Source organism: Syntrophaceae bacterium, assembly GCA_013177795.1.
Classification (GTDB): domain Bacteria; phylum Desulfobacterota; class Syntrophia; order Syntrophales; family UBA2192; genus UBA2192.
This window is the reverse complement of record JABLXY010000001.1, coordinates 560,118-581,680: the sequence shown is the minus strand read 5'-3', so window position 1 is coordinate 581,680 and position 21,563 is coordinate 560,118. Positions and strand designations below refer to the sequence as shown.

Annotated in this window: 24 protein-coding genes; 5 read left to right on the top strand and 19 right to left on the bottom strand. The window is 64.2% G+C overall.

Annotation, left to right across the window (positions count from 1 at the left end):
- Positions 1-16: 16 nt before the first annotated feature.
- From HPY67_02680 to HPY67_02655, 6 genes are all read right to left on the bottom strand, one after another.
- The gene (locus tag HPY67_02680) at positions 17-1,081 is read right to left on the bottom strand and encodes a 4Fe-4S binding protein (protein ID NPV03619.1); all 1,065 of its coding nucleotides are present in this window, start codon (positions 1,079-1,081) and stop codon (positions 17-19) included.
- 160 nt (positions 1,082-1,241) lie between these two features.
- Entirely contained in the window at positions 1,242-1,391 is a 150-nt protein-coding gene (locus tag HPY67_02675) for a hypothetical protein (GenBank protein ID NPV03618.1), read from the bottom strand.
- Between the two features lie 38 nt (positions 1,392-1,429).
- A complete protein-coding gene (locus HPY67_02670) occupies positions 1,430-2,077 on the bottom strand; it encodes a TerC family protein (GenBank protein NPV03617.1) in 648 nt (215 codons plus the stop codon).
- Between the two features lie 62 nt (positions 2,078-2,139).
- On the bottom strand, positions 2,140-2,316 hold the full coding sequence (tatA, locus tag HPY67_02665) for a twin-arginine translocase TatA/TatE family subunit (protein ID NPV03616.1): 177 nt from the start codon (positions 2,314-2,316) through the stop codon (positions 2,140-2,142).
- Positions 2,317-2,531: 215 nt separating this feature from the next.
- Positions 2,532-2,825, bottom strand: a complete 294-nt coding sequence (locus tag HPY67_02660) for a hypothetical protein (GenBank protein NPV03615.1) — start codon at positions 2,823-2,825, stop codon at positions 2,532-2,534.
- A gap of 142 nt (positions 2,826-2,967) precedes the next feature.
- On the bottom strand, positions 2,968-3,906 hold the full coding sequence (locus tag HPY67_02655) for a radical SAM protein (protein ID NPV03614.1): 939 nt from the start codon (positions 3,904-3,906) through the stop codon (positions 2,968-2,970).
- Between the two features lie 244 nt (positions 3,907-4,150).
- Between HPY67_02655 and HPY67_02650 the strand changes: the two genes are divergently transcribed.
- Positions 4,151-4,873 carry a superoxide dismutase gene (locus HPY67_02650; protein NPV03613.1) on the top strand — a complete coding sequence of 241 codons (723 nt, stop codon included), beginning with the start codon at positions 4,151-4,153 and terminating at the stop codon, positions 4,871-4,873.
- 15 nt (positions 4,874-4,888) lie between these two features.
- Here HPY67_02650 and HPY67_02645 read toward each other — a convergent pair whose 3' ends face one another.
- Positions 4,889-5,833: a lactate dehydrogenase gene (locus HPY67_02645; GenBank protein NPV03612.1), complete on the bottom strand. Its 945-nt coding sequence runs from the start codon at positions 5,831-5,833 to the stop codon at positions 4,889-4,891.
- A 165-nt stretch (positions 5,834-5,998) separates the two neighbouring features.
- Between HPY67_02645 and HPY67_02640 the strand changes: the two genes are divergently transcribed.
- Both HPY67_02640 and HPY67_02635 read left to right on the top strand, forming a co-directional pair.
- Positions 5,999-6,358: a phosphomannose isomerase type II C-terminal cupin domain gene (locus tag HPY67_02640; protein NPV03611.1), complete on the top strand. Its 360-nt coding sequence runs from the start codon at positions 5,999-6,001 to the stop codon at positions 6,356-6,358.
- 24 nt (positions 6,359-6,382) lie between these two features.
- Positions 6,383-7,453, top strand: coding sequence for a mannose-1-phosphate guanylyltransferase (locus HPY67_02635; GenBank protein NPV03610.1), 1,071 nt, complete (start codon positions 6,383-6,385; stop codon positions 7,451-7,453).
- Positions 7,454-7,524: 71 nt separating this feature from the next.
- Here the strand turns inward: HPY67_02635 and HPY67_02630 are convergent, their stop codons facing one another.
- The gene (locus HPY67_02630; protein NPV03609.1) at positions 7,525-7,749 is read right to left on the bottom strand and encodes a hypothetical protein; all 225 of its coding nucleotides are present in this window, start codon (positions 7,747-7,749) and stop codon (positions 7,525-7,527) included.
- Between the two features lie 294 nt (positions 7,750-8,043).
- Between HPY67_02630 and hisH the strand changes: the two genes are divergently transcribed.
- Both hisH and hisF read left to right on the top strand, forming a co-directional pair.
- Entirely contained in the window at positions 8,044-8,682 is a 639-nt protein-coding gene (gene hisH / locus HPY67_02625) for an imidazole glycerol phosphate synthase subunit HisH (protein ID NPV03608.1), read from the top strand.
- On the top strand, positions 8,672-9,451 hold the full coding sequence (hisF, locus tag HPY67_02620) for an imidazole glycerol phosphate synthase subunit HisF (GenBank protein NPV03607.1): 780 nt from the start codon (positions 8,672-8,674) through the stop codon (positions 9,449-9,451). Before hisH ends, hisF begins: the two co-directional genes overlap by 11 nt.
- A gap of 59 nt (positions 9,452-9,510) precedes the next feature.
- On the opposite strand, the gene HPY67_02615 is transcribed toward hisF, so the two are convergent.
- The 11 genes from HPY67_02615 to HPY67_02565 form a co-directional block, all read right to left on the bottom strand.
- A complete protein-coding gene (locus HPY67_02615; protein ID NPV03606.1) occupies positions 9,511-10,980 on the bottom strand; it encodes an alpha-amylase in 1,470 nt (489 codons plus the stop codon).
- A gap of 37 nt (positions 10,981-11,017) precedes the next feature.
- The gene (locus tag HPY67_02610) at positions 11,018-13,006 is read right to left on the bottom strand and encodes a TRAP transporter permease (GenBank protein ID NPV03605.1); all 1,989 of its coding nucleotides are present in this window, start codon (positions 13,004-13,006) and stop codon (positions 11,018-11,020) included.
- A gap of 12 nt (positions 13,007-13,018) precedes the next feature.
- Positions 13,019-13,489, bottom strand: coding sequence for a DUF1850 domain-containing protein (locus tag HPY67_02605; GenBank protein NPV03604.1), 471 nt, complete (start codon positions 13,487-13,489; stop codon positions 13,019-13,021).
- 47 nt (positions 13,490-13,536) lie between these two features.
- Positions 13,537-14,505 carry a TAXI family TRAP transporter solute-binding subunit gene (locus HPY67_02600; GenBank protein ID NPV03603.1) on the bottom strand — a complete coding sequence of 323 codons (969 nt, stop codon included), beginning with the start codon at positions 14,503-14,505 and terminating at the stop codon, positions 13,537-13,539.
- 274 nt (positions 14,506-14,779) lie between these two features.
- Positions 14,780-15,313 (bottom strand): hypothetical protein, encoded by a 534-nt coding sequence (locus tag HPY67_02595; protein NPV03602.1) that lies wholly within the window; start codon positions 15,311-15,313, stop codon positions 14,780-14,782.
- A gap of 343 nt (positions 15,314-15,656) precedes the next feature.
- On the bottom strand, positions 15,657-15,878 hold the full coding sequence (locus tag HPY67_02590; GenBank protein NPV03601.1) for a hypothetical protein: 222 nt from the start codon (positions 15,876-15,878) through the stop codon (positions 15,657-15,659).
- A gap of 109 nt (positions 15,879-15,987) precedes the next feature.
- The gene (locus HPY67_02585; protein ID NPV03600.1) at positions 15,988-16,329 is read right to left on the bottom strand and encodes a P-II family nitrogen regulator; all 342 of its coding nucleotides are present in this window, start codon (positions 16,327-16,329) and stop codon (positions 15,988-15,990) included.
- Between the two features lie 12 nt (positions 16,330-16,341).
- Positions 16,342-17,577, bottom strand: a complete 1,236-nt coding sequence (locus tag HPY67_02580; protein ID NPV03599.1) for an ammonium transporter — start codon at positions 17,575-17,577, stop codon at positions 16,342-16,344.
- A 374-nt stretch (positions 17,578-17,951) separates the two neighbouring features.
- Positions 17,952-18,335, bottom strand: coding sequence for a P-II family nitrogen regulator (locus HPY67_02575; GenBank protein NPV03598.1), 384 nt, complete (start codon positions 18,333-18,335; stop codon positions 17,952-17,954).
- Between the two features lie 64 nt (positions 18,336-18,399).
- Positions 18,400-19,626 (bottom strand): ammonium transporter, encoded by a 1,227-nt coding sequence (locus tag HPY67_02570; GenBank protein ID NPV03597.1) that lies wholly within the window; start codon positions 19,624-19,626, stop codon positions 18,400-18,402.
- A 477-nt stretch (positions 19,627-20,103) separates the two neighbouring features.
- Entirely contained in the window at positions 20,104-21,561 is a 1,458-nt protein-coding gene (locus HPY67_02565) for an amidophosphoribosyltransferase (GenBank protein ID NPV03596.1), read from the bottom strand.
- Positions 21,562-21,563 lie beyond the last annotated feature (2 nt).

The following is a 21,563-nucleotide window of genomic DNA, read 5'->3' as shown; positions in this document are numbered from 1 at the left end:
CGGGGGGCCGATTCAGCTAGCCCGCATCCCTGTCTTTCCGTTTCTTCCCGGAGATCTTCTTTACAAGGTCATTCAGGTTGGCGGGCGGCGGCATGTAGTCATCCCGCTTGACCAGGGCAATGGCATCAGAGGGACAGGTGGATACGCAGAGCCCGCAGCCGATGCAGGCCGCCGCATCGAAGTCGGCGACGTCCTCGTGCATGTGAAAGGCCCCCACGGGGCAGCGCTCCTCGCAGAGACCGCAGCCGATGCATGAACCGGCATCGAAATTCGCCCGGTAGCTGGATTTCGCAAGGGCCTCCGTCCGGTTGTGCTTCGTGATCAGCATCAGCAGATGACAGCAGCACGGGCAGCAGTTGCACATGAAGAGGAGCTTTTCCGCATTGTTGCTGCCCGTGTGCACGAGCCCGGCATCCTCCGACCGTTTCAGCACCTCCCGCGCCTCTTCCAGGGGAATGATTTTCGCCATCCCCCGCTCCGCGAGAAACCGGGCGGCGCCGTCGAAGCAGAGACAGACCTCCAGCGGTTTCCCGCAGTTCCTGCCGAGGATGCGGCAGGGACAGTTGGCCACGGCGATCACGTCATTTTTCTCCATCATCCGCGAGGCGACTTCATACGGCAGGATTTCGATTTCGTCGGGGATCGCGCTCTCCGCCGGGAAAATCCGGTTCCAGGGCGGGTCGGCCGAGGCGAGCTCCGCGGCCATGTCCTTCATGTAGTAGGCATGCCAGAGCTGGGCGAGGCGGTCGCGCGTCGGCTCGTCCAACCCCTTCATGACGGGATACTCGAACAGCCCAGGATAGTTCGGCAGCAGCGCGTACGCATGCTCGCCGTCCACAACCTTGGCCAGGACGGAGCCGCGGTCGGCCATGGCTTCCAGCTTTCGCAAGGCTTCATCGGCCCCGATGCCGGCCCGTTTCGCCACGTCGCTTGCCTTCTGCAGCCTGAATTCCAGCAAGGTCGCCAGTTCGACCTCATCAGGGAGGAAGAGGATCTTGAGTATCTCCAGGAACTCCTCGCTCCTGGGGGCGCCGATCGGATGGGTATCCAGTTTCTCCTGAAGCTTGTGGTAGTGATGCATGGCCCTCCTGCCTGTTTACGGGTTATCAATGTTCTATTTTTGCCGTCCGCGTCGAACGGGACCGCCTGACCGGCATGCTTGTCGGCGGCCCCTTGAGCTTTCTTGAAGTGCCGCGCACAATCTTCTTGAAGAGATTCACTTCCGCACCCTTACTGCCGCATCAGTCGCTCACGAGGGCCTTCCGGCCGGCCAGGATGGAACCGGGGGCGAGATCGACGGCACCCGAGAGCTCGGCCACGGGCGTGAAGCCGCAGTCGCTGCATCGGACCTCGCCGCGGCTGCGGACGTAGCAGCCCGGCGAACGAGGCACCGTGGATCATGCGGTTGGCCGAAATCGTGCCGGGGGTGCTAGGGATTTTTCTCCGGTTTCCGGCGTACCCAGAGCTTCCCGGCCACGATGACGCCGACGGCAAAGAGCGCCTCCAGCCCGTAGAGCAAGGGCTCGGGCACTCGGATCCACTGGATAACCGCCGGATCCGTGAAGATCATCTCCCCACCCACCTTGCCGAGGACCCCGGCTCCAACATAGAGGATGAACGGGTATTTGTCCATGAGGAGGGAAAGCAGGCTGCTCGTGAGCACCACGAAGGGGATGCTCAGCCCGAGACCGAAGAGAAGCAGGAAAAGATTGCCTTTCGACGCCCCCGCCACGGCCAGCACGTTGTCCACGGACATCGTGAGGTCGGCGACGACGATGACCCAGAGAGCCTGCAGGATCGACGTGGCGCTCTGCCGGACTTCCTCCTCCTCCGGGGCGCTGTCGACAAAGAGTTTCACCGCGACCCAGAGGATGAAAAGACCCCCGATCAGTTTCACGTACGCCATCTGCAGCAGCTGGGCCGCAAAGTAGGTGAGAATGACCCGCAGCACAACGGCCGCACCGGCGCCCAGCAGGATTCCTTTCTGCCGCTGCTTCCGGGGCAGCGTGCGGACGGCCGCTGCGATGACCACGGCGTTGTCCCCCGCGAGGATCAAATCGATGAGGATGATGCTCATGAAGGCGGCGACGAAGTCCCAGCGAAGCGATAGTTCTCCCAGTTGTCCCAGGTCCACGCGGCCTACCCCTGCCTGTCCTGTTTCGAGTCGGGTTCCTTTTCCGTCTCCGTCATGGCCTTCTTGAAGCCTTGGGTCGCTTTGCCGATGCTGCTTCCCAGTTCCGGTACCCTCCCCGGGCCGAAGAAGACAAGAGACACGATGACGATGATGATCATTTCCGGCATGACGATGCCAAACATGGGGTCTCACCTCCCGAATCATTCACAAGGGACTGAATCCTGACCTTGTCCCGTGACTGGGGAGCCGTATCGGCGGGGCATGGGATCGATTCGCCCCCTGCCGCAGCCCTTGCAGAAAGAGACCTGCCGGAAAACCGGCGCATGAAAGGCCGCGCGAACTGCGGGCGTCTCCGACTGCATCGGGTTGGGGGATGCGAAAAGAGGGGGCGGAGATCTTAACAGCGAAGGATGGAACGGCGTTGTGCGGATGCAGCGGGCCCGGGGGATGGAAACGGTGTCGCCTCGGAGAGGATGGAACCGGAAGAGGGGACGATCGCATCCGCCGCAACGGGCATCCTGGGGTTCTTCCTCAGAATGTTGAGCGCCTCTTCGTTATCAACTGAGGAGAGCTGCTGGAGACAGACGAGATCGCCGTTATCATAGAAATCGACGTAGAGGATCGCGACCCCCACAGCAAGGGCCGCTGTGATGGCCGCCAGGGTCAGCGAATGCCTTCTCCGTCGCTTCATGCCCGAACCCCTGGGATCGTGGGCCGGATGAAATCATGATCCGCGGCGGCTGTCAATGGGAGATTTGATTGCCGGGTTCCGGCGGTACAGAAGCGGGGGTGCAAGCGGGGCGTGCCGGGCCGTTCGTAAGAGAGGCCCTCTGTCAGGCGCTCACGAAGGCCTTCCAGCCGGCCAGGATGGAACCGGGGGCGAGATCGACGGCGCCCGAGAGTTCGGCCACGGGTGTGAAGCCGCAGTCGCTGCATCGGACCTCGCCGCGGCTGCGGACGTAGCAGCCCTGCGTGACGGACCCGTCGGGGTCCACGTTGGCCAGCAGCCGGTCGCGGCACGTCCACCCGTTGGTGATCATCCGCTCGAGGGCCCGCCGCGAGTTGACGATCGGGTAGCCGCGTTCCTTGAGACGGACGGCCAGGCCGATCGCCTCGCGCCTCTCGTCGGGGCTCAGCGACAGGACATCCTCCCCCTGCCCGTACGGGTAGAAGAGCTGCAGCGTCACGCCGCGCACCGCCGGTCTCTCCTTGAGCGCGTCGAGAAGCTGCGGCAGCTCGCGCCAGTTTTCCCGGTTCATCGTGAAGTGGACGAGCAGCTTGCACCGGGGCGGGTGCCTGAGATTCTCCCACACCCGGTCGAAGGAGCCGCTCCGCAGGCGGTCGTGCGTTCCCTTCGTCCCGTCGAGGCTCACCCAGAGGACATCGACGGGCACGTCGAGGGGCAGGGTGCCGTTGGTCGTTGCCGCCGTGCAGAGAAAGCGCTCCCGGGCCCGGCGGGCGATGTCACCGAAGCGCTTTGCGCCGTCGCGCCACAGGAGGGGCTCGCCCCCCTCGAAGACGGCGATCCGGCAGCCGCCGCGAACCAGGGCGTCGAGGGCGGCCGTCGCGGATTCCCATCGGATGCTCGAGTCCGCATCCTCCCGGCGGTGATAGGGGCAGGGCGCGCAGCGCAGATTGCATCGATAGGTGAGCTTGAAGCTGGCCAGGAGCGGCACGTCCCGGCCGAGGATCTTCCGGCGGAAAAAAAAGCCTGCCAGCCCCCGGAGCCTCTCCAGGGGCGTGCGGGCGTCGACGGCATGATGGTTTCTCATCGGCGGTATGCCGCGGACGGCAAGGGGTGCGGGTTTTGCGGCGAATGCCGCCGGGGCACCCAATTGCCCGCAGCCGTTGAGACTATAGCGAAACAGGGGGGATGCTGCAAATCATTTCCGCGCATTCCCGGGAAGCCTCAAGCGGGGCGAAGGGGGGGCCGCCCCTGTTCTTTCCCGGCCGATTCTGCTAGCATGACGTGGAGGCCGGGCCGGTGCGCGGAACGAACCGAACAGGAGGATTGCCATGGAAGAGCGGGTCACAGCGGGCGGACTCACGAGGCGTGAATTCATGCGCGCGTCCCTGGCGGGATGCGCCCTGATGGCGTTATCGCCTGTCGCGGCCCCCTCGGGGGCATCGGCACAGGCGAAGGGGCCCTTCGAACTGCCGCCGCTGCCCTATGCGCAGGACGCCCTGGCCCCGGTCATCTCGGCCGCGACGGTGGGGTTTCACTACGGCAAGCATCACCGGGGCTATCTCGACAACCTCAACGGCCTCGTCAAGGGCACCCCCTACGAGAAGATGAGCCTCGAGGCGGTGATCCGTGCCTCCGCATCGGGTCACGGGCAGGAGGCCGTCTTCAACAACGCCGCACAGGTCTGGAATCACACGTTCTACTGGAACGGCATGAAGGCCGGGGGCGGCGGCAGGCCGGCCGGCGAGATCGGCAGGCGGATCGACCGGGATTTCGGGAGCTACGAAAATTTCCGGAAGGAGTTCCTCGCGGCGGCCCTGGGCCAGTTCGGCAGCGGCTGGGCATGGCTCGTTGCGGATGGAAAGACGCTCAAGGTCGTCAAGACCCCGAACGCCGAGAACCCGATCACGCGGGGGCTTCAGCCGCTGCTGACGATCGACGTCTGGGAGCACGCATACTACCTCGACTACCAGAACCGCCGGAAGGATTTCGTGGAAGCGTCTCTCGACCGGCTCGTGAACTGGGCGTTCGCGGAGGCGAACCTGCCGAAATAACCGGGAGGCGTCCGCCTACTTCGCGTAGAGGGGCTGCTGCCCCTCGGCGGCCCGGCGGATGTTGTCGGCCACGATCCTGGCGATGCCCCCGATGGAGATGTCCGTCGAACCGCCGACGTGCGGGGTCACGACGACGTTGTGCCGGAAGATCGGATCGGCCGGGTCGACCGGCTCCTCCCAGAACACGTCGAGGCCCGCACCGGCGATTTTGCCTGCGGCGAGCGCGTGTTCGAGGGCATTCCGGTCAACGAGGCCTCCCCGCGAAAGGTTGATGAGGAAACTGCCCTGCTTCATGGCGGCGAACGTCCTGTCATTGAGCAGATTGCGGCTCTCCGCGGTGAGGGGCAGGCAAAGAACGACGAAGTCCGACATGCCGAGAAGCCGCTCGAGATCCCCGCGGCCTCCCACCCAGTCCAGGCCCATCTCCGCGGCGGATGCGCCGGAGGCGTCCCGCTTGATTCCGACGAGCTTCATGTCCAGTGCGCGCAGCCGCCGGATCAGGGCTTTCCCGATGCCCCCCAGGCCCACGATCCCCGCCGTCTTCCCCATGAGGGTCGTTCCGCGCGGCTCTCCGATCTTCCGGTCGGCAAAGCTTGCCGCCATGCCCCGGGCGTTCCGTGCCAGCCCGATCATGAGATAGATCCCCAGCTCCGCCACCGAATCGGCGTTGCCGCAGGCGTCCGTCGGGACGTTGGCAACCCGGATGCCCCTCTTCTTTGCCGCCTCGATGTCGACCCCTTCCAGCCCGGAGCCGACCTGCTGGACCAGGCGCAGCCGGTCCGCCCCGTCGAGAAGCGGCCCCGTGATGCGGGACATCGTCGGGATGACGACATCATACCCCTTGAGGCTTTCGGGTGCAAAATGCCCGAGGGCCACGAATTCGTGCTCCGGCAGGGCCTCTCGAAGCAGGCCGAGGACCCCGCCCCAGGCCTTCTCGGGCGCAGCAAAGAGGATCTTCATGGCGCGTTCCTTTCCACGGGTGCGGAATTACGGTCACCTTTCCACAGCCGTGTAGGAAAGTCCAGTCAAAACAGGGTGGTGCTGCTTCCCGAAATGTGTTACCGTCTCCGCGTGCGTCCGGCTCCGTACACCGGGCGGTACAAGAGCGTCAGGGATGATTCCGTGATGGGTTCGCAGCACAAGGAAGAACGCCCCTGGGGGTACTTCAGCGTCCTTTCGGAGGATGCGCACCACAAGCTCAAGCGGATCGTCGTCTACCCGGGGAAGCGGCTGAGCCTGCAGAGGCACCGCCACCGGGACGAGCACTGGGTGATCATCTCCGGGGAGGCGCGGATGACGGTCGACGGCGGGGAATGCACCCTGCGAAGGGGGCAGTCCGTCGACATCCCGAGGGGCTCGCTGCACCGGGTCATGAACACGGGGGAGACGGAACTGGTGATCGTGGAGATCCAGACCGGAGACGCCTTCGACGAAAGCGACATCGAGCGCTTCGAAGACGATTACGGCCGGGCTTCAAGGGACTGAGGGATGCGGGGACGGGAGGCGGGGATGTCCGATCTGGAAAAGGGTCTTGTGGCCGTCATCATGGCCGGGGGCATGGGGACGAGGTTCTGGCCGCTGAGCACCCCTGAGAGGCCCAAGCAGTTCGTCACCCTGCAGGGCGACCGAAGCCTCCTGCAGATGAGTTTTGACAGGCTGCGGGGACTGGTCGACCCGGGACGGATCCTGCTCCTCACCAACGCCGCGCATGTCGAGCTGGCCCGGCAGCAGCTCCCGGAGCTGCCGGCCGGTCACGTCATCGGCGAGCCGCTCCGCCGCGACACGGCGGCCGCCGTCGCGCTTGCGGCCGTCCTGGTGCGCAAGCGTTTCGGCGACAGCATCATCCTGACGCTGACGGCCGATCACCTGATCGAGCCGGCGGATCTCTTTCAGCAGGACCTGGTCTCGGCGGCCCGGCAGGTCGCCGCCGCCGACGTTTTCTACACCTTCGGGATCCGGCCGGCCTACCCGGCCACGGTCTACGGCTATCTCGAAACCGGTGCCGCCCTCGCGGCCGACGGCGCCATCGAGCATTTCGAGCTCCGGCGATTCAAGGAAAAGCCCGATCTCGAGACGGCCCGGCGCTACGTGGACTCGGGGCGTTTCCTCTGGAACTCGGGCATGTTCGTCTGGAGGGCCTCGGCGATCCTGCGGGAGATTCGGACCTGGCTGCCGGGGCACGCCGATGCCTTCGAGCCGCTCGGCGGGTCCGACGGGACCCCGCAGTGGCAGGAAGCCCTCGAGAAGGCCTTTTCCGCCATCCGCCCCATTTCCATCGACTACGGGGTCATGGAGAAGACCCGGACCCCGCTGCGCTGCGTATCCGCCCGGTTTTCCTGGAGGGACGTGGGGGGCTGGCTTGCCGTGCGCGATCTGCTTCCCTCGGATCCAGGTCAAAACGCCTTCAGGGGCCGGCTGAAGGCCCTTGACGCCGCGGGCAACCTCGTCTTCTGCGAGATTCCGGAAGAGACGGTGGCCCTGATCGGCGTCGAAGGCCTCGTCGTCGTGCGTTCGGGCAACCGGACCCTGGTGGCCCGGAAGGAAGACGTGGACCGGATCCGGGAGCTCTCGGAGAGCTGATGCGGACCCGCCACATGCCTGGCCTGCGGCGCACGGCACGGGATGCGCCTTGCCACCCCCGGCGCCTGCCCTCAGGTCTTCTCGATCGTCATCATCCCGCCTTCGACATGGGAGCGCAGCTCCTCGAGGAGCATGGCCAGTTCCCTCTTCCTCTGCTCATGGAACTCCTGCCAGAGCTTCCGGCAGGTTTCGCACTTCACCTTGTCCAGGTCCTTCATGTACGTGTCGTACCGGTAGATGCTTCGGGCGATGATCGTGATCGTTTCGAGTAGGTTGTAATCGTGATTCTGCAGCATGGCCGGACCTCCTTTCGAATCTGATCGTTGAAACGGGTTACGGGATCGTTACGCCCGGGGGACCGGTGACCGCGGGGATCGGGTGCGGAAAGGGCAAACAACGCGCAGGCCAAGGGGAGGAAGGTGCATCGATCGGGCAGTGAATCGCGACCCGAGAAAAAATCCCCTATGAAATTTTATCCGCTCAGAATGGACGGGTCAAGGTTTTTTTCCCCCAAAATGCCCGCGGGCATTGATTTTCCGGTTCTCTTGCGCTATAGTCCGTCATCGTCAATACGAGGAATCGATACGGTCATGATCGCCATCGTCGACTACCGGGCGGGCAATTTGACGAGCGTCGCCCGCGCCCTCCAGAGCCTCGGCGTTCCCTGCGTCATCACGAACCGCCCCGATGTCCTGAGCAGCGCCGAGCGGGTCGTCTTCCCCGGCGTCGGCGCCGCGGGGGAGGCCATGCGGAATCTCCGGGAAACGGGGCTGGACCGCTGCATCCGCGGGCTGTTCGACTCCGGAAAGCCGCTGCTCGGCATATGCCTGGGCACGCAGGTCATCTTCGAATACAGCGAGGAGGACAACCGGACCGATTGCCTGGGGATCATCCCCGGCGCAGTCAGGCGCTTCCCCGCGGACATGCGCGAGGGGGGCGACCCCCTCAAGATCCCCCACATGGGGTGGAACCGTGTCGCTTTCCGGCGCGGCCACCCGGTGTTCGCCGGCCTGCCGGAGAACGCCGAGTTCTACTTCGTGCACTCCTATTACCCCGCACCGCGGAACGGTGATGACGTGGCCGGCGAGACGGCATACGGGATCCGCTTTGCCTCGGCCATAGCGAGACGCAATCTCGTCGCGGTCCAGTTCCACCCCGAGAAGAGCGGGCGCTTCGGCCTCGCGATCCTGGAAAACTTCAGCCGTTGGGATGGCCGATATGCTCAGTAAGCGCATCATTCCCTGCCTCGACGTGCGGGACGGCAAGCTCACGAAGGGGGTCAAGTTCAAGGGCAACGTCGACATCGGCGACCCGGTCGAGGCGGCGCGCCGCTACTATGAGCAGGGGGCCGACGAGATCGTCTTCTACGACATCACGGCCTCGTCGGAGGGGCGGGACATCATGATCGACGTGGTGCAGCGCGTCGCCGAGACGATCTTCATCCCCTTCTCGGTGGGCGGGGGCATCCGGACCCTCGAGGACATGCGCAGGGTCATCCTGGCGGGAGCGGAAAAGGTCAGCGTCAACTCCGGGGCCGTGGAGAACCCGGGCATTATCTCCGAGGGCGCCGTGGCGTTCGGAAGCCAGTGCATCGTCCTGGGGATGGACGTCAAGAGGGTCGAGAGAAGCGCGAGGATCCCATCGGGCTACGAGATCGTCATCCAGGGCGGCCGGAAGAGCATGGGGATCGACGCCCTCTGGTGGGCGAAGGAAGCCGAGAGCCTCGGAGCCGGCGAGATCTGTCTGAACTCGATCGACGCCGACGGGACCCTCGACGGCTACGAGTTGGATCTGACGCACCTGATCGCGACGAATGTAAATATCCCCGTTATCGCGTCGGGAGGGGCGGGCAGGAAAGAGCACCTGCTCGACGTCCTCACGAAGGCAAAGGCCGACGCGGCCCTCATCGCCTCCATCGTGCATTACGGCACCTACACGATCGCCGAACTCAAGGAATACCTCTCCGGCAACGGCGTGAAGGTGCGGGAGGTGTGGTAAGGGACAGGCGAAAGGCGAAAGGCGAAAGGCGAAAGGCAAGGAAGCGTCCGCTGCACACCTCAGAACTCCAGGAAATGGTAGCCCCACGGCGGCAGGTCCACAAACAGCCCCGGGTCCGTCATTTCATCGCCGTCCCTCTCGAAGACATCCCCTGACATCAAATCCATCAGTCGCCAGGTGCGTCCGGCAAGCATCAGGCCGGGCATCCGGACGCGCCCCTGGGACGGGACGCCCGACAGGTTCACGACGATGAGGGTGCGCCTGTCTGCCGTTTGCCATCTCCAGGAAACGAGGTTCCCGCAGCTTTGGTTGTCGGGCCAGCCGGAGATCTCGCAGGGTGCCCATGCGCCGCCGCGCAGTGCCGCGCTGCGCACGGCCTGGAGGAGCGCACCGTAGAAGCCCCGCAGGGAGGGATCCGGGGCCTCGTCGGGCCTGCGGCCGAGCTGGACCGGCAGTTTCACTGTACGTCCTTCGAGCTGGCCGTCGTGAAACAGCCTCGCGCCCGGCAGCGTTGCAATGACGACCGCGGCGGCCCTCCCCCTCGCGGGACCGAAGGCCGATGCGGCCCGCGCCTCGTCGTGGTTCTCGATGAAGCGCAGCAGCCCGCGCTGGTATGCGGCCTCGCCGGAGAGGTGAAGTCGGACTGCCTCGGCTGACTCGTGCAGGAGCCTGTCGTAGAGGCGCTTGTCGTAACAGTAGTCGAAACCCTGCTGCTGGAGCTCCCGCTCCAGGTCCCAGTAGGCTTCGGCGATGAAGACGAAGCCCGGCCGGCGCTTGCGGACGGTGCCGATGATCTCGGGCCAGTATTCCTCCCGGGGCTCCCTGCCGGCGCGTTCTCCCCAGGTCATGCGGAAGATGCGGTTGATGAGGAGCATGGCCATGTCGCAGCGCACCCCGTCGCACTGGTCCGCGACGCCCAGCAGCGCCCCGGCAGCCGCTTCCCGGAGCCCGGGGTGAAAGGCGTTGAGCTGGGCCACGTCCTGCCAGGGGGGGTAGTTGGGGTCACGGCCGCATGCGAAGACCCGTCCGCCCGACTGGAAAAACTCCCGCGGCGCCCGGATCAGGTCCGTTGCGTCGCCCTGGATCATGAACTCGGGGTGTTCCCGCACCCAGTCGTGGTCCTGGGCCACGTGGTTCGGCACGAAATCCAGGATCAGGCCGAGCCCGCATCGTGCAAGGGCCCTGCGCGCCGCTGCGAGCCCGTCGGGGCCCCCGAGGTGCTCGTCCACGGTGTAGGCACGCACGCAGTAAGGGGATCCCGGGATATCGTCGGGTGTGAAGTCCGGCAGGATCCTGCGGCACTCCTCGAGGAGCGGCGGCAGGCCCCGGGCCAGCCTCGCCCCGGCGGGGCTCCTGCGCCAGACGCCCATGAGCCAGACGGCATCGAAACCGAGGGAGGCGACGGCTTCCCATTCCTCCGGCGGGACGGTCGCCAGGGTGACGGGCTTTCCGCGCCTGCGGCTCAATTCTTCGAGCCAGGCCCAGGCGTTGATCTCGTAGATCAGGGGCTCTTCGGGCAGCACGGGCATTGCGGCCGCTCTCTCGACATGGGAATTCGGTTCGATGTCACGCCTGCCGGGCTTGGCCCTGCGCAGGCGGCCCGCCGTCTCTCCTCTTCCTCAGCGTCTGCGAGAGCAGGGCGAGCAGGAAGACGATCAGCCCGGCAAGATCCGTCATCCATCCCGGCTTGATCAGGAGCAGGGCGGCCGCCATCAGGGCGATCCTCTCGTGCCACACAGCCGGGATCATCAGGCAGCCCTGCACGGCGGCCGCGAGGCACACGACGCCGAGTATCGCCGTGCAGACCGCCAGGAAGATGCCGGGCCAGCTCCCGATCATCAGCAATTCCGGTGCATAAACGAACATGAAGGGGATGATAAAGCCCGCGATGCCGAGCTGAAAGGCCGCAAGCCCCGTCTTCCACGGATCCGACTGGGCGATCCCCGCCCCGGCATACGCCGCCAGGGCGACGGGGGGCGTGATGTCGGCCCGGGTGCCGAAGTAGAGGATGAAGAGGTGTGCGGCGATGGCGAGGACCCCCATCTCGGCGAGCGCCGGCGCCACCAGGGAGGTGATGATGATGTACTGCGCCGTCGTCGGGACCCCCATGCCCAGGAACAGGCAGGCGATCATGGTGAAGGGCAGGGCCAGGAACAGGTGGCCCTGGGCGGCGTCGACGACGAAGGACGAGAACTTCAGGCCCAGCCCCGTCATGGTGATGCTCCCGATGATGATCCCCGCCGCAGCGCACGCGGCGGCGACCTGGACCGACCCGATCGCGCCTTCCTTCAGCCCGTCGAGAATGGACAGGCCGAACGCCTTCAGGGACTCCTTCCTTGCGATCGTCATAAGCAGCGACGTGAGGATCGTCACGGCGATGGCCCAGAAGACGGCCCGCTCCGGCGAATAGTCCTCCATGAGGAAGGCGATGAGGGCGAAGACGGAGAACAGGTGGTGCCAGCCCCGGATCAGGGTATGGCGGATGCTCGGCAGCTCGGACTTGGGCAGCCCTTGGAGGCCGAGCGAGACGGCCCGGAAATGGACCTGCATGAACGTGGCGAAAAAGGAGAGCGTCGCGGGGATGAACGCGGCGACACAGACCTTGAAGTAGGGGATGCCGAGAAACTCCGCCATGATGAACGCGGCGGCGCCCATCACGGGCGGCATGATCTGCCCCATCGTCGATGCCGAGGCCTCGACGCCCGCGGCGAAGTGTGCAGGATACCCCGTCCTCTTCATCAGGGGGATCGTGAACGATCCCGTCGTGACCGTGTTGGCCACGGAGCTTCCCGAGATCATGCCGAAGAACGTGCTCGACACGACGGCCGCCTTTGCCGGGCCGCCCCGCGTCCACCCCGTGAGGGCAAAGGCGATGTCCGTGAAGAACTCGCCCGCCCCCGTCTTGCGCAGCAGCGTCCCGTACAGGATGAACAGCAGGATGAAGTTGGCCGAGACCCCGATCGGGACCCCGAAGATCCCATCCGTGGAGAGCGCGAGGTAGGTCGAGAGGCGCTTGATGCTGTAGCCCTTGTGCGAGATGACGTCGGGCAGCCAGGGGCCGAGCAGGGCGTAGAGGATGAATACCACGGCAATCAGCGTGACGGAGAGGCCCGTCGAGCGTCTCGAGGCCTCCAGGACGATCAGGACCAACAGACTTCCCATGACCACGTCCAGGGTCGCGTAGGAACCCGCCCGGTTCATGATCGGCGTCGACTCGATAAAGAGCCAGACGCAGATGGCGCCCGAAGCGATCATGAGGACCGCATCGAGGACAGACATGCGGGTCCAGGGCGAGCGCGTCTTCGACAGGGGGTAGAGCGCGAAGATGAGGATGGACATGAAAAACCAGTGCAGGGCCCGGTGATCGAGGGCGAAGAAGGGGTGCGCGTAGGCGTAGTAGAGATGGTAGAGGCTTGCGGCGACGGCGAATGCCGCGAGCAAAACACCGGCCGGGCCGCTGTAGGTGCGGACGCGCTCGAACTTCTCGAGAATTTCCTGCCCGCGCTTCCTCTCTTCCTCGAATTCGTGCTGCAGCGTTTTTTCGATCTCCGCCATGCGATGTCGATCCTACCGTTTCATGAGGCGCATCTGAAGGAGGCTCCCGCCCGGCGCCAGGTCCGCCAGGGCGACCCCCGCGTCGCCGCATCGGATCACCGGGTTCGAGACGCGTCCGACCCGGATCAGCAAATGCGGCAGACGCCGGTTCACCGCGACCCGCGTCCGCTCCCCCTCGAAGGAGATGGCGGCCTGCGGGTGCGATTCCAGCCCCGATCCATACCACATGTACTGCTCTTCCAGGATCACCAGGTGGCCGTCCTGCCCGACCTGGACGATGTCCCGCACGGGGGTCCCGTCGGATGAGTGCGTGTAGTCGAGCACCAGGAGGTCTCCCGGCGCCACGGGCAGCTGCCACAAAAGGCGGCCCTCCGGGTGGCGCACGATTTCGAAGATAAAGCCCGGCGCACACTCCGCCGCCCGGGCGGGGAGAGGCATCCAGAAAGCCGCCGCGAGAGCGGCGATGGCGAGCCGTCGGACCATGGGCAGGGAAAGCCCGGCCGGTGTCGAACCGGCCGGGCCCCGGGACATCACTTGAGTGCCTTGATTTCCTTGAAGTACTGCACGGCGCCCGGGTGCAGGGCGATCGGGCTGTTGACGGCGTTCGCGGGCGTCAGCTGCGCGGCGATCGGGTGGATGTTGACGAGCGCATACTTGCCCTCCTTGACGTTGCTGAAGATCGCCTTGGTGATCTTGTAGGCAACGTCATTGGGCATCTTCTTGTTGGCCACGAGCACGTTGGAGTCGCCGAGGCAGAGGATTTCACGGTCCTGCCCCGGGTAGGTCTTGGCCGGGATGGCGATGCGGATGTAGTAGGGGTGCTTCTTGATGATGCGGTCGGCCATGGCCTTTTCGATGGGGATCAGGACAATGTCCCGCGAGGCCGCCAGGTCGAGGACCGCGGCGCCGGGGTAGGCGAAGTTGAAGAATACGGCGTCGACGACACCGTCCTTGAGGGCCTGGACGGACTCGTTCTGGGAGAGATTCGCGATGGTCACGTCCTTGTTGAGCACAAAGCCGTGCTCCTCGAGGATGATCCGGGCCATGTTGGCGCAGCCGCTGCCGGGCACGTCGATCGATACCTTCTTGCCCTTGAGGTCCCTGATGGACTTGATCCCCGACTGCTTCGTCGTCACGATGTGCTCCGGGGCGGGGTACATCTGGAACAGGGCCACGAGGGGCAGCTTCTCCTTGAAGGGGTCCTTGCCCTCCACGGCGTTGTAGGCGATGCTGCCCATGACCATGCCCATGTCCGATTCGCCGTTGCCGACGAGACGGCTGTTCTCGACGGAGGCGCCCGTCGATTCCGATGCGCAGCGGAACCCTTCCACGGTCTTTTCGATGATGACCGCCATGCCGCCGCCCAGCGGGTAATAGACGCCCCCGGGGCTGCCCGACGAGAGCGTGAGGAAGGTCTTCCGTTGTGCCAGGGCGTCGTCCCCGTGTGCCAGAGCGAGGACGAGCATGACGGCCGCGACGCACAGGAATGCTCGTTTCATGATTCCACCTCCGTCGTGTTTTGACCCGTGTTTATACCGCTTGCCGTCCGGGGCGTCCAGCATTTTTCTCGGAGGAGCACCGCCGGAGCGATGCAAGGCGCAAGGAGGGTTGGAAGGGGACCTGCATGGGCCGGGCGCGTTGCGCCCGCTGTGCTGGCAATAGACGGTAAGTGGGTAAGAAGGTGAGAAGGTGAGAAGATTGGATGAGAGGCTGACGTGCTGGAACCGGACAGGTTATCCGACCTTCTTACCTTCCCATCCTCTCAACTTCTTCTTACTTCAGGCCCAGGACGTCCTGCATGTCGTAGAGGCCGTTCTTCTGCTTCACGATCCACTTCGCGGCGGCGATGGCCTCGCGGGCGAAGGTGTCCCGGATAAAGGAGCGGTAGATCAGCTCCACGCCGGCCCCCATCTCGCTGAAGAGGGCGGGGCTCACGTTCGGCACGAGGACGCAGCGCGTCTTCTTCGTCAGCTCGCGGATGCGCTCCATCTCGTCAAGCATGAACCCCATGGTCCCCATGACCATGGATGTCTTGAACTCGGCTGCAATTTTCAGGTGGACGAGGGAGGACTCCTTGTCCGTGAAATCGATGACCACGCAGCTGTTCTTGATGCAGTCCCGCAGATCGTCGACGACGGGCACACCGAAGAAGCCCAGGTGATTGATCTCGCCCGCGTCCTGCCCGACGTAGCGGCTTCCCTTGGTATCCACGGCGCCGAAAAGCTCGATGCCGTCGGTCTCCTGCACGAACTGCATGAGCCTCGCCCCCATCTTGCTGCTCACACCTGTGATGATGGCCTTGACCATGGCATTCCTCTCATTCGAGATTCGGACGACGCCGGCGGCCTCGGAAGGCCCGGGGCCGCACGGTGCCCTGGATTCCCCTATACACCCAAACGGCAGGTGGACACACCATTTTATCTTATCGAAGTCCGCGTCTGCGTTCACGTGCCGGATGTTCCGATGAAGGGACGCCTTCGTTCGGCTCGCGGCTCCCCAGTTCAGGAGCAATAGGGGTGCCAGGGGGTTGATATTGTCCAACCGGCCGACTTGGCTTGGGAATTCGTGCTCTCGAGGATTGGCGGGGTGATGGGAATTTACACAAAAATGTATAACCGGGTCTGCAGCCGACAATATCGCAAAAGGAATTTCACCCGGGCGGCGCGGAGTCCGGGCGCCGAAACATGCCTACGTCTATTCCGTACTTTTTGATCTTGTAGTTCACGATGCGCTGCGAAGTGCCCAGGATGACGGCGGCGCGGCTCTGGTTGCCCCTTGCTTTCCTGAGCGCCTCCAGGACCAGGACCCGTTCATAGGCATCTACGCGTACTTTCAGATTGACGGTCGAATGTTTTGCCTTTTCGCGCTTCATGTCGAAACCAGCGAATGAGTCATCGGGCAAAGGCTCCAGACACCCGGCGAAGGGTCGGTCTCTTCGCCTGATGCCTGAAGCCTGATGCCTGATGCCTGATGCTATCGTTTCATCCAATCGCCTGGCTGCCGCGCTCCGCGGTGCGGATCCGGATGACGTCCGGCAGGTCCAGGACGAAAATCTTGCCGTCCCCGATCTCGCCCGTCCTGGCGCTCTTGCTGATGGCCTGGATGGTGGGCTCCACGAAATCCTCGTTGACGGCGATCTCGAGCTTCACCTTCTTGAGGAGGCTCCCCGCTTCCTTTGCGCCCCGGTAGACTTCCGTGACGCCTTTCTGCCTCCCCCTGCCGAGGACGTTGGAGACGGTCATCAGGTTCACGTCGATCTCCTCGAGCGCATTCATCACGTCGTCCAGCTTGTGCGGCTTGATGATGGCAATGATGTATTTCATGGCTCGCTCCTCCTAGTCGACCAGGGTGTAGGCCGACTCGCTGTGCTGCGTGAGATCCAGGCCGACGATCTCCTTGGTCTTTTCCACTCGGACACACAGCAGGGTGTCGACGAGCTTGAAGATGGCCCAGGTCATCGTCGCTGCGAACGTGATCGTCACCGCCACGAGCATGCACTGGGTCAGGAAGAGATCGGCGTTGCCGAAGAAAAGCCCGTTGGCGCCGGCCTCGTTGACTGCCTTTTCCGCGAAGAGGCCCGTCGCCAGGGTTCCCCAGATCCCGCCCACGCCGTGGATGCCGAAGACGTCCAGCGAATCGTCGTACTTGAAGAAGGACTTCACCTTGGCGATGGCGATGTAGCAGAAGACGCTCGCGAGGGCGCCGATGAAGATGGCGTTCATGGGGTTCACGAACCCGCATGCCGGCGTGATGGCGACAAGGCCCGCCACGGCGCCCGAGACCGCGCCCAAGGCGGTCGGGGCCTTGTGCTGCACCCACTCGATGACGGCCCAGGTCAGTCCCGCGGCGGAGGTGGCCACGGTCGTGGTCACGAAGGCGTTCGCCGCAAGGTCATTGGCCGCCAGGGCGCTGCCCGCGTTGAAGCCGAACCAGCCGAACCACAGCAGGGCGCCCCCCAGGACCGTGAAGGGCAGGTTGTGCGGGGTGAAGGTCCTCGTTTCGTAGCCGATTCTCCGGCCGATCAGGATAGCGAGCACCAGGGCCGAGATGCCGGAACTGGTGTGCACGACGATCCCGCCGGCGAAGTCGAGGGCGCCGAGCTCGCGGAGCCAGCCGCCCATCCCCCATACCCAGTGCCCGAGGGGGTTGTAGACGAAAGTGGCCCAGAGAACGGTGAAGGCCAGGAACGCGGAGAACTTGATCCGCTCGGCGTAGGTCCCGATGATGAGCGCCGGCGTGATCACGGCGAACATGCACTGGAAGATCATGAAGGCATAGTGCGGGATCGTGGCCGCGTAGTCGGCGTTCGGCTGCCCACCCACGTTCCGGAGGCCCGCCCATTCGAGGCCGCCGATGATCCCCTTGAAGGCATCGGGGCCGAAGGTCAGCGAATAGCCGTAGAGCACCCACTGGAGCGTGATAACGCAGAGGATGATCAGGCACTGCATCAGGATGGAAAGGACGTTCTTTCTCCGCACCAGGCCGCCGTAGAAGAATGCCAGGCCGGGCAGGGTCATGAGGAGAACGAGTGCCGATGAGACGAGCACCCAAGCCGTGTCACCCGAGTTCATGTTTGTTACCTCCTGGAAAGAGATTTCATTAATGCTGACTAAAGATAACGCAAGTTGGGTGCCAGAGGCCCAGAGAATGTGTAATTCATTGATATATAATGATATTTATCTTTTCAGGTCCGTAGCCGGAATTTATTAAAAATACAAATATGTATGATATTATTTCGAATTAAACAAATATGGTTATAATATAACGATGAGAACAAATATGAGTGAAATGGCCCGCGAAAATGCCTGCCATCGCGGGCCGCGGCGCTCTTGGGAACTCGCCGAAACGGGAGGGCTGTCCGGATGTTTCCTTGTGCAGTCAAAAAAAAGAGGCAGGGCCGTGGCCGCCCTGCCTCATGGTCCGGGGCGCGTGCGAAATCAGGCCTTCAGCCCGCGCTGCGCTTCTTCCTCTCGTCGATGTCGCCGGGGTACATCATGGCGTCCTGTCCGCGCTCGCGGGTCCGTATGCGGATGACCTCTTCCACGGGCGTGACGAAAATGAGACCGTCGCCGGGTTCCCCCGTGTAGGCCGACTTGAGGATCGCCTCGATGGCGGCTTCGAGGTTTCTGTCGCTCAGCACGATGTTGACCTGGATCTTGGGCAGCATGTTCACCTGGTAGGTTCCCGCGCGGCCCACCAGCTGTATGCCTCCCTGGCGGCCGTGGCCCCTGACCTCGAAGGTATTGAGGCCGACGATGCCGATCGCCTTGAGGGCATCCACGACGTCGTTGACCTTGTCTTCACGAATGATGGCTTCGACTTTCTTCAGCATGTTCTCCTCCCTTTGGTGCTGGCGGGTGACGGCCGGTGGAAGTCTTCCCTGGCGTCCGGGTCTAGGAATAGGATCTCTCCCCGTGGGAGCTGATGTCCAGACCGACCTCCTCCTCCATGGGCTTGACCCTCAGGCCGATGCTCGCGTTGAGCGCCCGGGCAAGGACGTACGTCACCGTGAATGAAAACACCATGGTGACGGCGACGGCGAGAAGCTGGATGCCGATCTGCCCGGGGTTTCCGAAGAAGAGGCCGTTGGCGCCGTCGCTGTTGACGGACACGGTGGCGAAGAGCCCCGCGGCAATCATCCCCCAGGTGCTCGAGATGCCATGGCAGGCCCACACGTCCAGCGACTCGTCCAGCTTCCTGCGGTCGCGGAAGCGGATCGCGTAGTAGGACAGAGGCGCCGCCACGGCCCCGACCAGCATGGCGGACAGCGGGGTGATGAACCCCGAGGCCGGGGTGACTGCGGCAAGGCCGACGACCATCCCCGTGGCGATCCCCAGCGTGCTGGGCCTGCCGTCCAGCCATGAGAGGATCATCCAGACCAGGCCTGCCGCGGCCGCCGAGGTGTTGGTGGTCAGCAGGGCGTTCACGGCGAGGCCGTTTGCCGCCAGGGCGGAGCCCGCGTTGAACCCGAACCAGCCCACCCAGAGCAGCCCCGTTCCCAGGACGGTCAGGGGGATGTTGTTGGGCTCCATCGGGGCCGTGCCGAAGCCCCTGCGCGGCCCGATGACCAGCGCAAAGGCCAGGGCCGAGAAGCCGGCTGCAATGTGGACCACCGTGCCGCCGGCGAAATCGAGGACGCCTAGGTTCTTCAGCCACCCACCCTGACCCCAGACCCAGTGACAGAGGGGATCATAGACGAGGGTCGCCCAGAGCAGGCTGAACAGCAGAAAGCTCTTGAAGCGGACGCGCTCCACGAAGGCGCCCGTGATCAGGGCGGGCGTGATGACGGCGAACATCATCTGGAAGGCCGCAAAGAGGCCTTGCGGGATCGTCTTGGCGTAATCCGGGTTGGGCGCGGCATCGACGCCCTGGAAGCCGATGTAATTGAGCCCGCCGATGAGACCTCCGATCGACGAACCGAAAGACAAGGAATACCCGTAGGCCACCCACTGCACCCCGATGAGGGCCATGAAGATATAACTCAGGGTCAGCGTGGAGAGGACGTTTTTCCTGCGGACCATGCCGCCATAGAAAAACGCGAGGCCCGGCGTCATCATGAGAACAAGAGCGCAGGAGACCAGAATCCAAGCCGTATCGCCCGTGTTGATCTGTGGAGCCATGATTTTCCTTCTCCCCCGAAATGAGATGCCCTTGTTTTTGCAAGTCCTTGGCCAACAATAATATTCAACTATATCGGTTACTTAGAATATGTGCGGGCAATGATGAACTATACAATAATGTATAATTAGCACAGGCTTGCACAAAAATGTGTATTTCGATGAAACAGGTCACAGTTCAGTGATCGAATTCGCCATGCGCGGCGCCGCAGGAGGGCGGTTTCCCGCATCGGTCAGAGGACAACCGGCGCAGGCCGACTTGCAGGCGCATCCGCAGGTCCCTGCATTTGCTCATGCCGCTTGAGCAACGGGGCGAGGGGACATTTTGCGGCCCCGATTGCCGGCCCGGTCAAGCCCTTTGCATGCCGGAGGCGACGCGGGTACTGCGAAACCCTGACAGTGGGGACGCGATGAGGAAGAAACACGGGACGGGCGGAAGGTAGCCATGCGTCCTGTTGAAAGAGGCAGAGTGCCCGGCGGTCAGGAGAAGAAGGGCAGGTCGTCCTGCTGGGGTTCGCAGGACAGGCGGTCCTCCAGGCAGAACTTGTCGAGCTCCTCCTCGACGGGGATGGGGTACTTGCCGGAGTAGCAGGCCAGGCAGAAGCTCTTCGGGTCCATCTGCGTGGCTTCGACCATGCCCTGGATGCTGAGGTAGTACAGGGAGTCGAGGCCGATAAAGCGCCGCACGGCTTCGACCTCTCCCTTCTCCGCCGCCACGAGTTCCCCCTTCGAGGAGAAGTCGATGCCGTAGGGGCAGGGATGCCGCGTCGGGGGGCAGCTGATGGCCATGTGGATCTCCTTCACCCCGATCTGGCGGAGGTTGCGGATGCGGTTGCGGCTCGTGGTGCCCCGGATGATGGAGTCCTCGACGATGATGACGCGCTTTCCCTGCAGGAGGGGCTTGACGGGGTTGAGCTTCACGCGCACGCCGAAGTCGCGGATCGCCTGGGAGGGCTGGATGAACGTGCGGCCCACGTAGTGGTTGCGGATCATGCCCATCTCGAAGGGCAGCCGGCTCTCCTCGGCATAGCCGAGGGCCGCGTAGTTGCCCGAGTCGGGGAAGGGCATGACGAAATCCGCCTCGGGGCAGAACTCGCGGGCCAGCTGGTGCCCGAAGCGCTTGCGGCACAGGTAGACGTTCTGGCCGAAGATCTGGCTGTCGGGCCGCGCGAAGTAGACGAGCTCGAAGATGCAGTGCGCGGGCCGGACCTGCCGGAACGGCTTGAGGCTCCGCATCCCGGCGCTGTCGATGATGACGATCTCTCCGGGCTCCACGTCCCTGACGTACGCGGCGCCGAGCAGGTCGAAGGCGCACGTCTCCGAGGCGATGACGGTGGCCTCGCCGAGCTTGCCGATCGACAGGGGCCTGAAACCCCGTGGGTCGCGGGCGGCGATGACCTTGTCCTTCGTCAGCATCACGATGCAGTAGGACCCCTTCACCCTGCCCAGCGCCTTGACGAGCGCCTCATCGAACCCGTTGCGCAGGTGGTGGGCCATGAGGTGCACGACGATCTCGCTGTCCATGGTGGACTGGAAGATGGAGCCCTGTTTCTCGAGCTGCGAGCGGAGCTGCTGGGCGTTGATGAGGTTGCCGTTGTGACCCAGGGCGTAGGGCTCGCCGGCATGGTGGACGAGGAAGGGCTGCGCGTTCGAGAGCGTGGAGGAGCCCGTCGTGGAGTACCGGACGTGCCCGATGGCCATGTGCCCGCGGAGCTTCTGCAGCGTGTTCTCGTGGAACACCTCGGACACGAGCCCCATCCCCTTGTGCTCGTGCACCGTCCTGCCGTCGGCCGTGGTGATGCCGGCGCTCTCCTGGCCGCGGTGCTGCAGCGCGAAGAGCCCGAAGTAGGCGAGCCGCGACGCCTGCTCGTGGCCGTGCACGGCGAAGATGCCGCACTCCTCGCGCGGCCTGTCCTCAACGAACGGGTTGTGACCCATAC

Coding starts and splice junctions, on each gene's coding strand:
- HPY67_02680 (NPV03619.1), bottom strand. CDS start 1,081: ATGCATCACTACCACAAGCTTCAGGAGAAACTGGATACCCATCCGATC.
- HPY67_02670 (NPV03617.1), bottom strand. CDS start 2,077: ATGAGCATCATCCTCATCGATTTGATCCTCGCGGGGGACAACGCCGTG.
- tatA (NPV03616.1), bottom strand. CDS start 2,316: ATGTTTGGCATCGTCATGCCGGAAATGATCATCATCGTCATCGTGTCT.
- HPY67_02660 (NPV03615.1), bottom strand. CDS start 2,825: ATGAAGCGACGGAGAAGGCATTCGCTGACCCTGGCGGCCATCACAGCG.
- HPY67_02655 (NPV03614.1), bottom strand. CDS start 3,906: ATGAGAAACCATCATGCCGTCGACGCCCGCACGCCCCTGGAGAGGCTC.
- HPY67_02650 (NPV03613.1), top strand. CDS start 4,151: ATGGAAGAGCGGGTCACAGCGGGCGGACTCACGAGGCGTGAATTCATG.
- HPY67_02645 (NPV03612.1), bottom strand. CDS start 5,833: ATGAAGATCCTCTTTGCTGCGCCCGAGAAGGCCTGGGGCGGGGTCCTC.
- HPY67_02640 (NPV03611.1), top strand. CDS start 5,999: ATGGGTTCGCAGCACAAGGAAGAACGCCCCTGGGGGTACTTCAGCGTC.
- HPY67_02635 (NPV03610.1), top strand. CDS start 6,383: ATGTCCGATCTGGAAAAGGGTCTTGTGGCCGTCATCATGGCCGGGGGC.
- HPY67_02630 (NPV03609.1), bottom strand. CDS start 7,749: ATGCTGCAGAATCACGATTACAACCTACTCGAAACGATCACGATCATC.
- hisH (NPV03608.1), top strand. CDS start 8,044: ATGATCGCCATCGTCGACTACCGGGCGGGCAATTTGACGAGCGTCGCC.
- hisF (NPV03607.1), top strand. CDS start 8,672: ATGCTCAGTAAGCGCATCATTCCCTGCCTCGACGTGCGGGACGGCAAG.
- HPY67_02615 (NPV03606.1), bottom strand. CDS start 10,980: ATGCCCGTGCTGCCCGAAGAGCCCCTGATCTACGAGATCAACGCCTGG.
- HPY67_02610 (NPV03605.1), bottom strand. CDS start 13,006: ATGGCGGAGATCGAAAAAACGCTGCAGCACGAATTCGAGGAAGAGAGG.
- HPY67_02605 (NPV03604.1), bottom strand. CDS start 13,489: ATGGTCCGACGGCTCGCCATCGCCGCTCTCGCGGCGGCTTTCTGGATG.
- HPY67_02600 (NPV03603.1), bottom strand. CDS start 14,505: ATGAAACGAGCATTCCTGTGCGTCGCGGCCGTCATGCTCGTCCTCGCT.
- HPY67_02595 (NPV03602.1), bottom strand. CDS start 15,313: ATGGTCAAGGCCATCATCACAGGTGTGAGCAGCAAGATGGGGGCGAGG.
- HPY67_02590 (NPV03601.1), bottom strand. CDS start 15,878: ATGAAGCGCGAAAAGGCAAAACATTCGACCGTCAATCTGAAAGTACGC.
- HPY67_02585 (NPV03600.1), bottom strand. CDS start 16,329: ATGAAATACATCATTGCCATCATCAAGCCGCACAAGCTGGACGACGTG.
- HPY67_02580 (NPV03599.1), bottom strand. CDS start 17,577: ATGAACTCGGGTGACACGGCTTGGGTGCTCGTCTCATCGGCACTCGTT.
- HPY67_02570 (NPV03597.1), bottom strand. CDS start 19,626: ATGGCTCCACAGATCAACACGGGCGATACGGCTTGGATTCTGGTCTCC.
- HPY67_02565 (NPV03596.1), bottom strand. CDS start 21,561: ATGGGTCACAACCCGTTCGTTGAGGACAGGCCGCGCGAGGAGTGCGGC.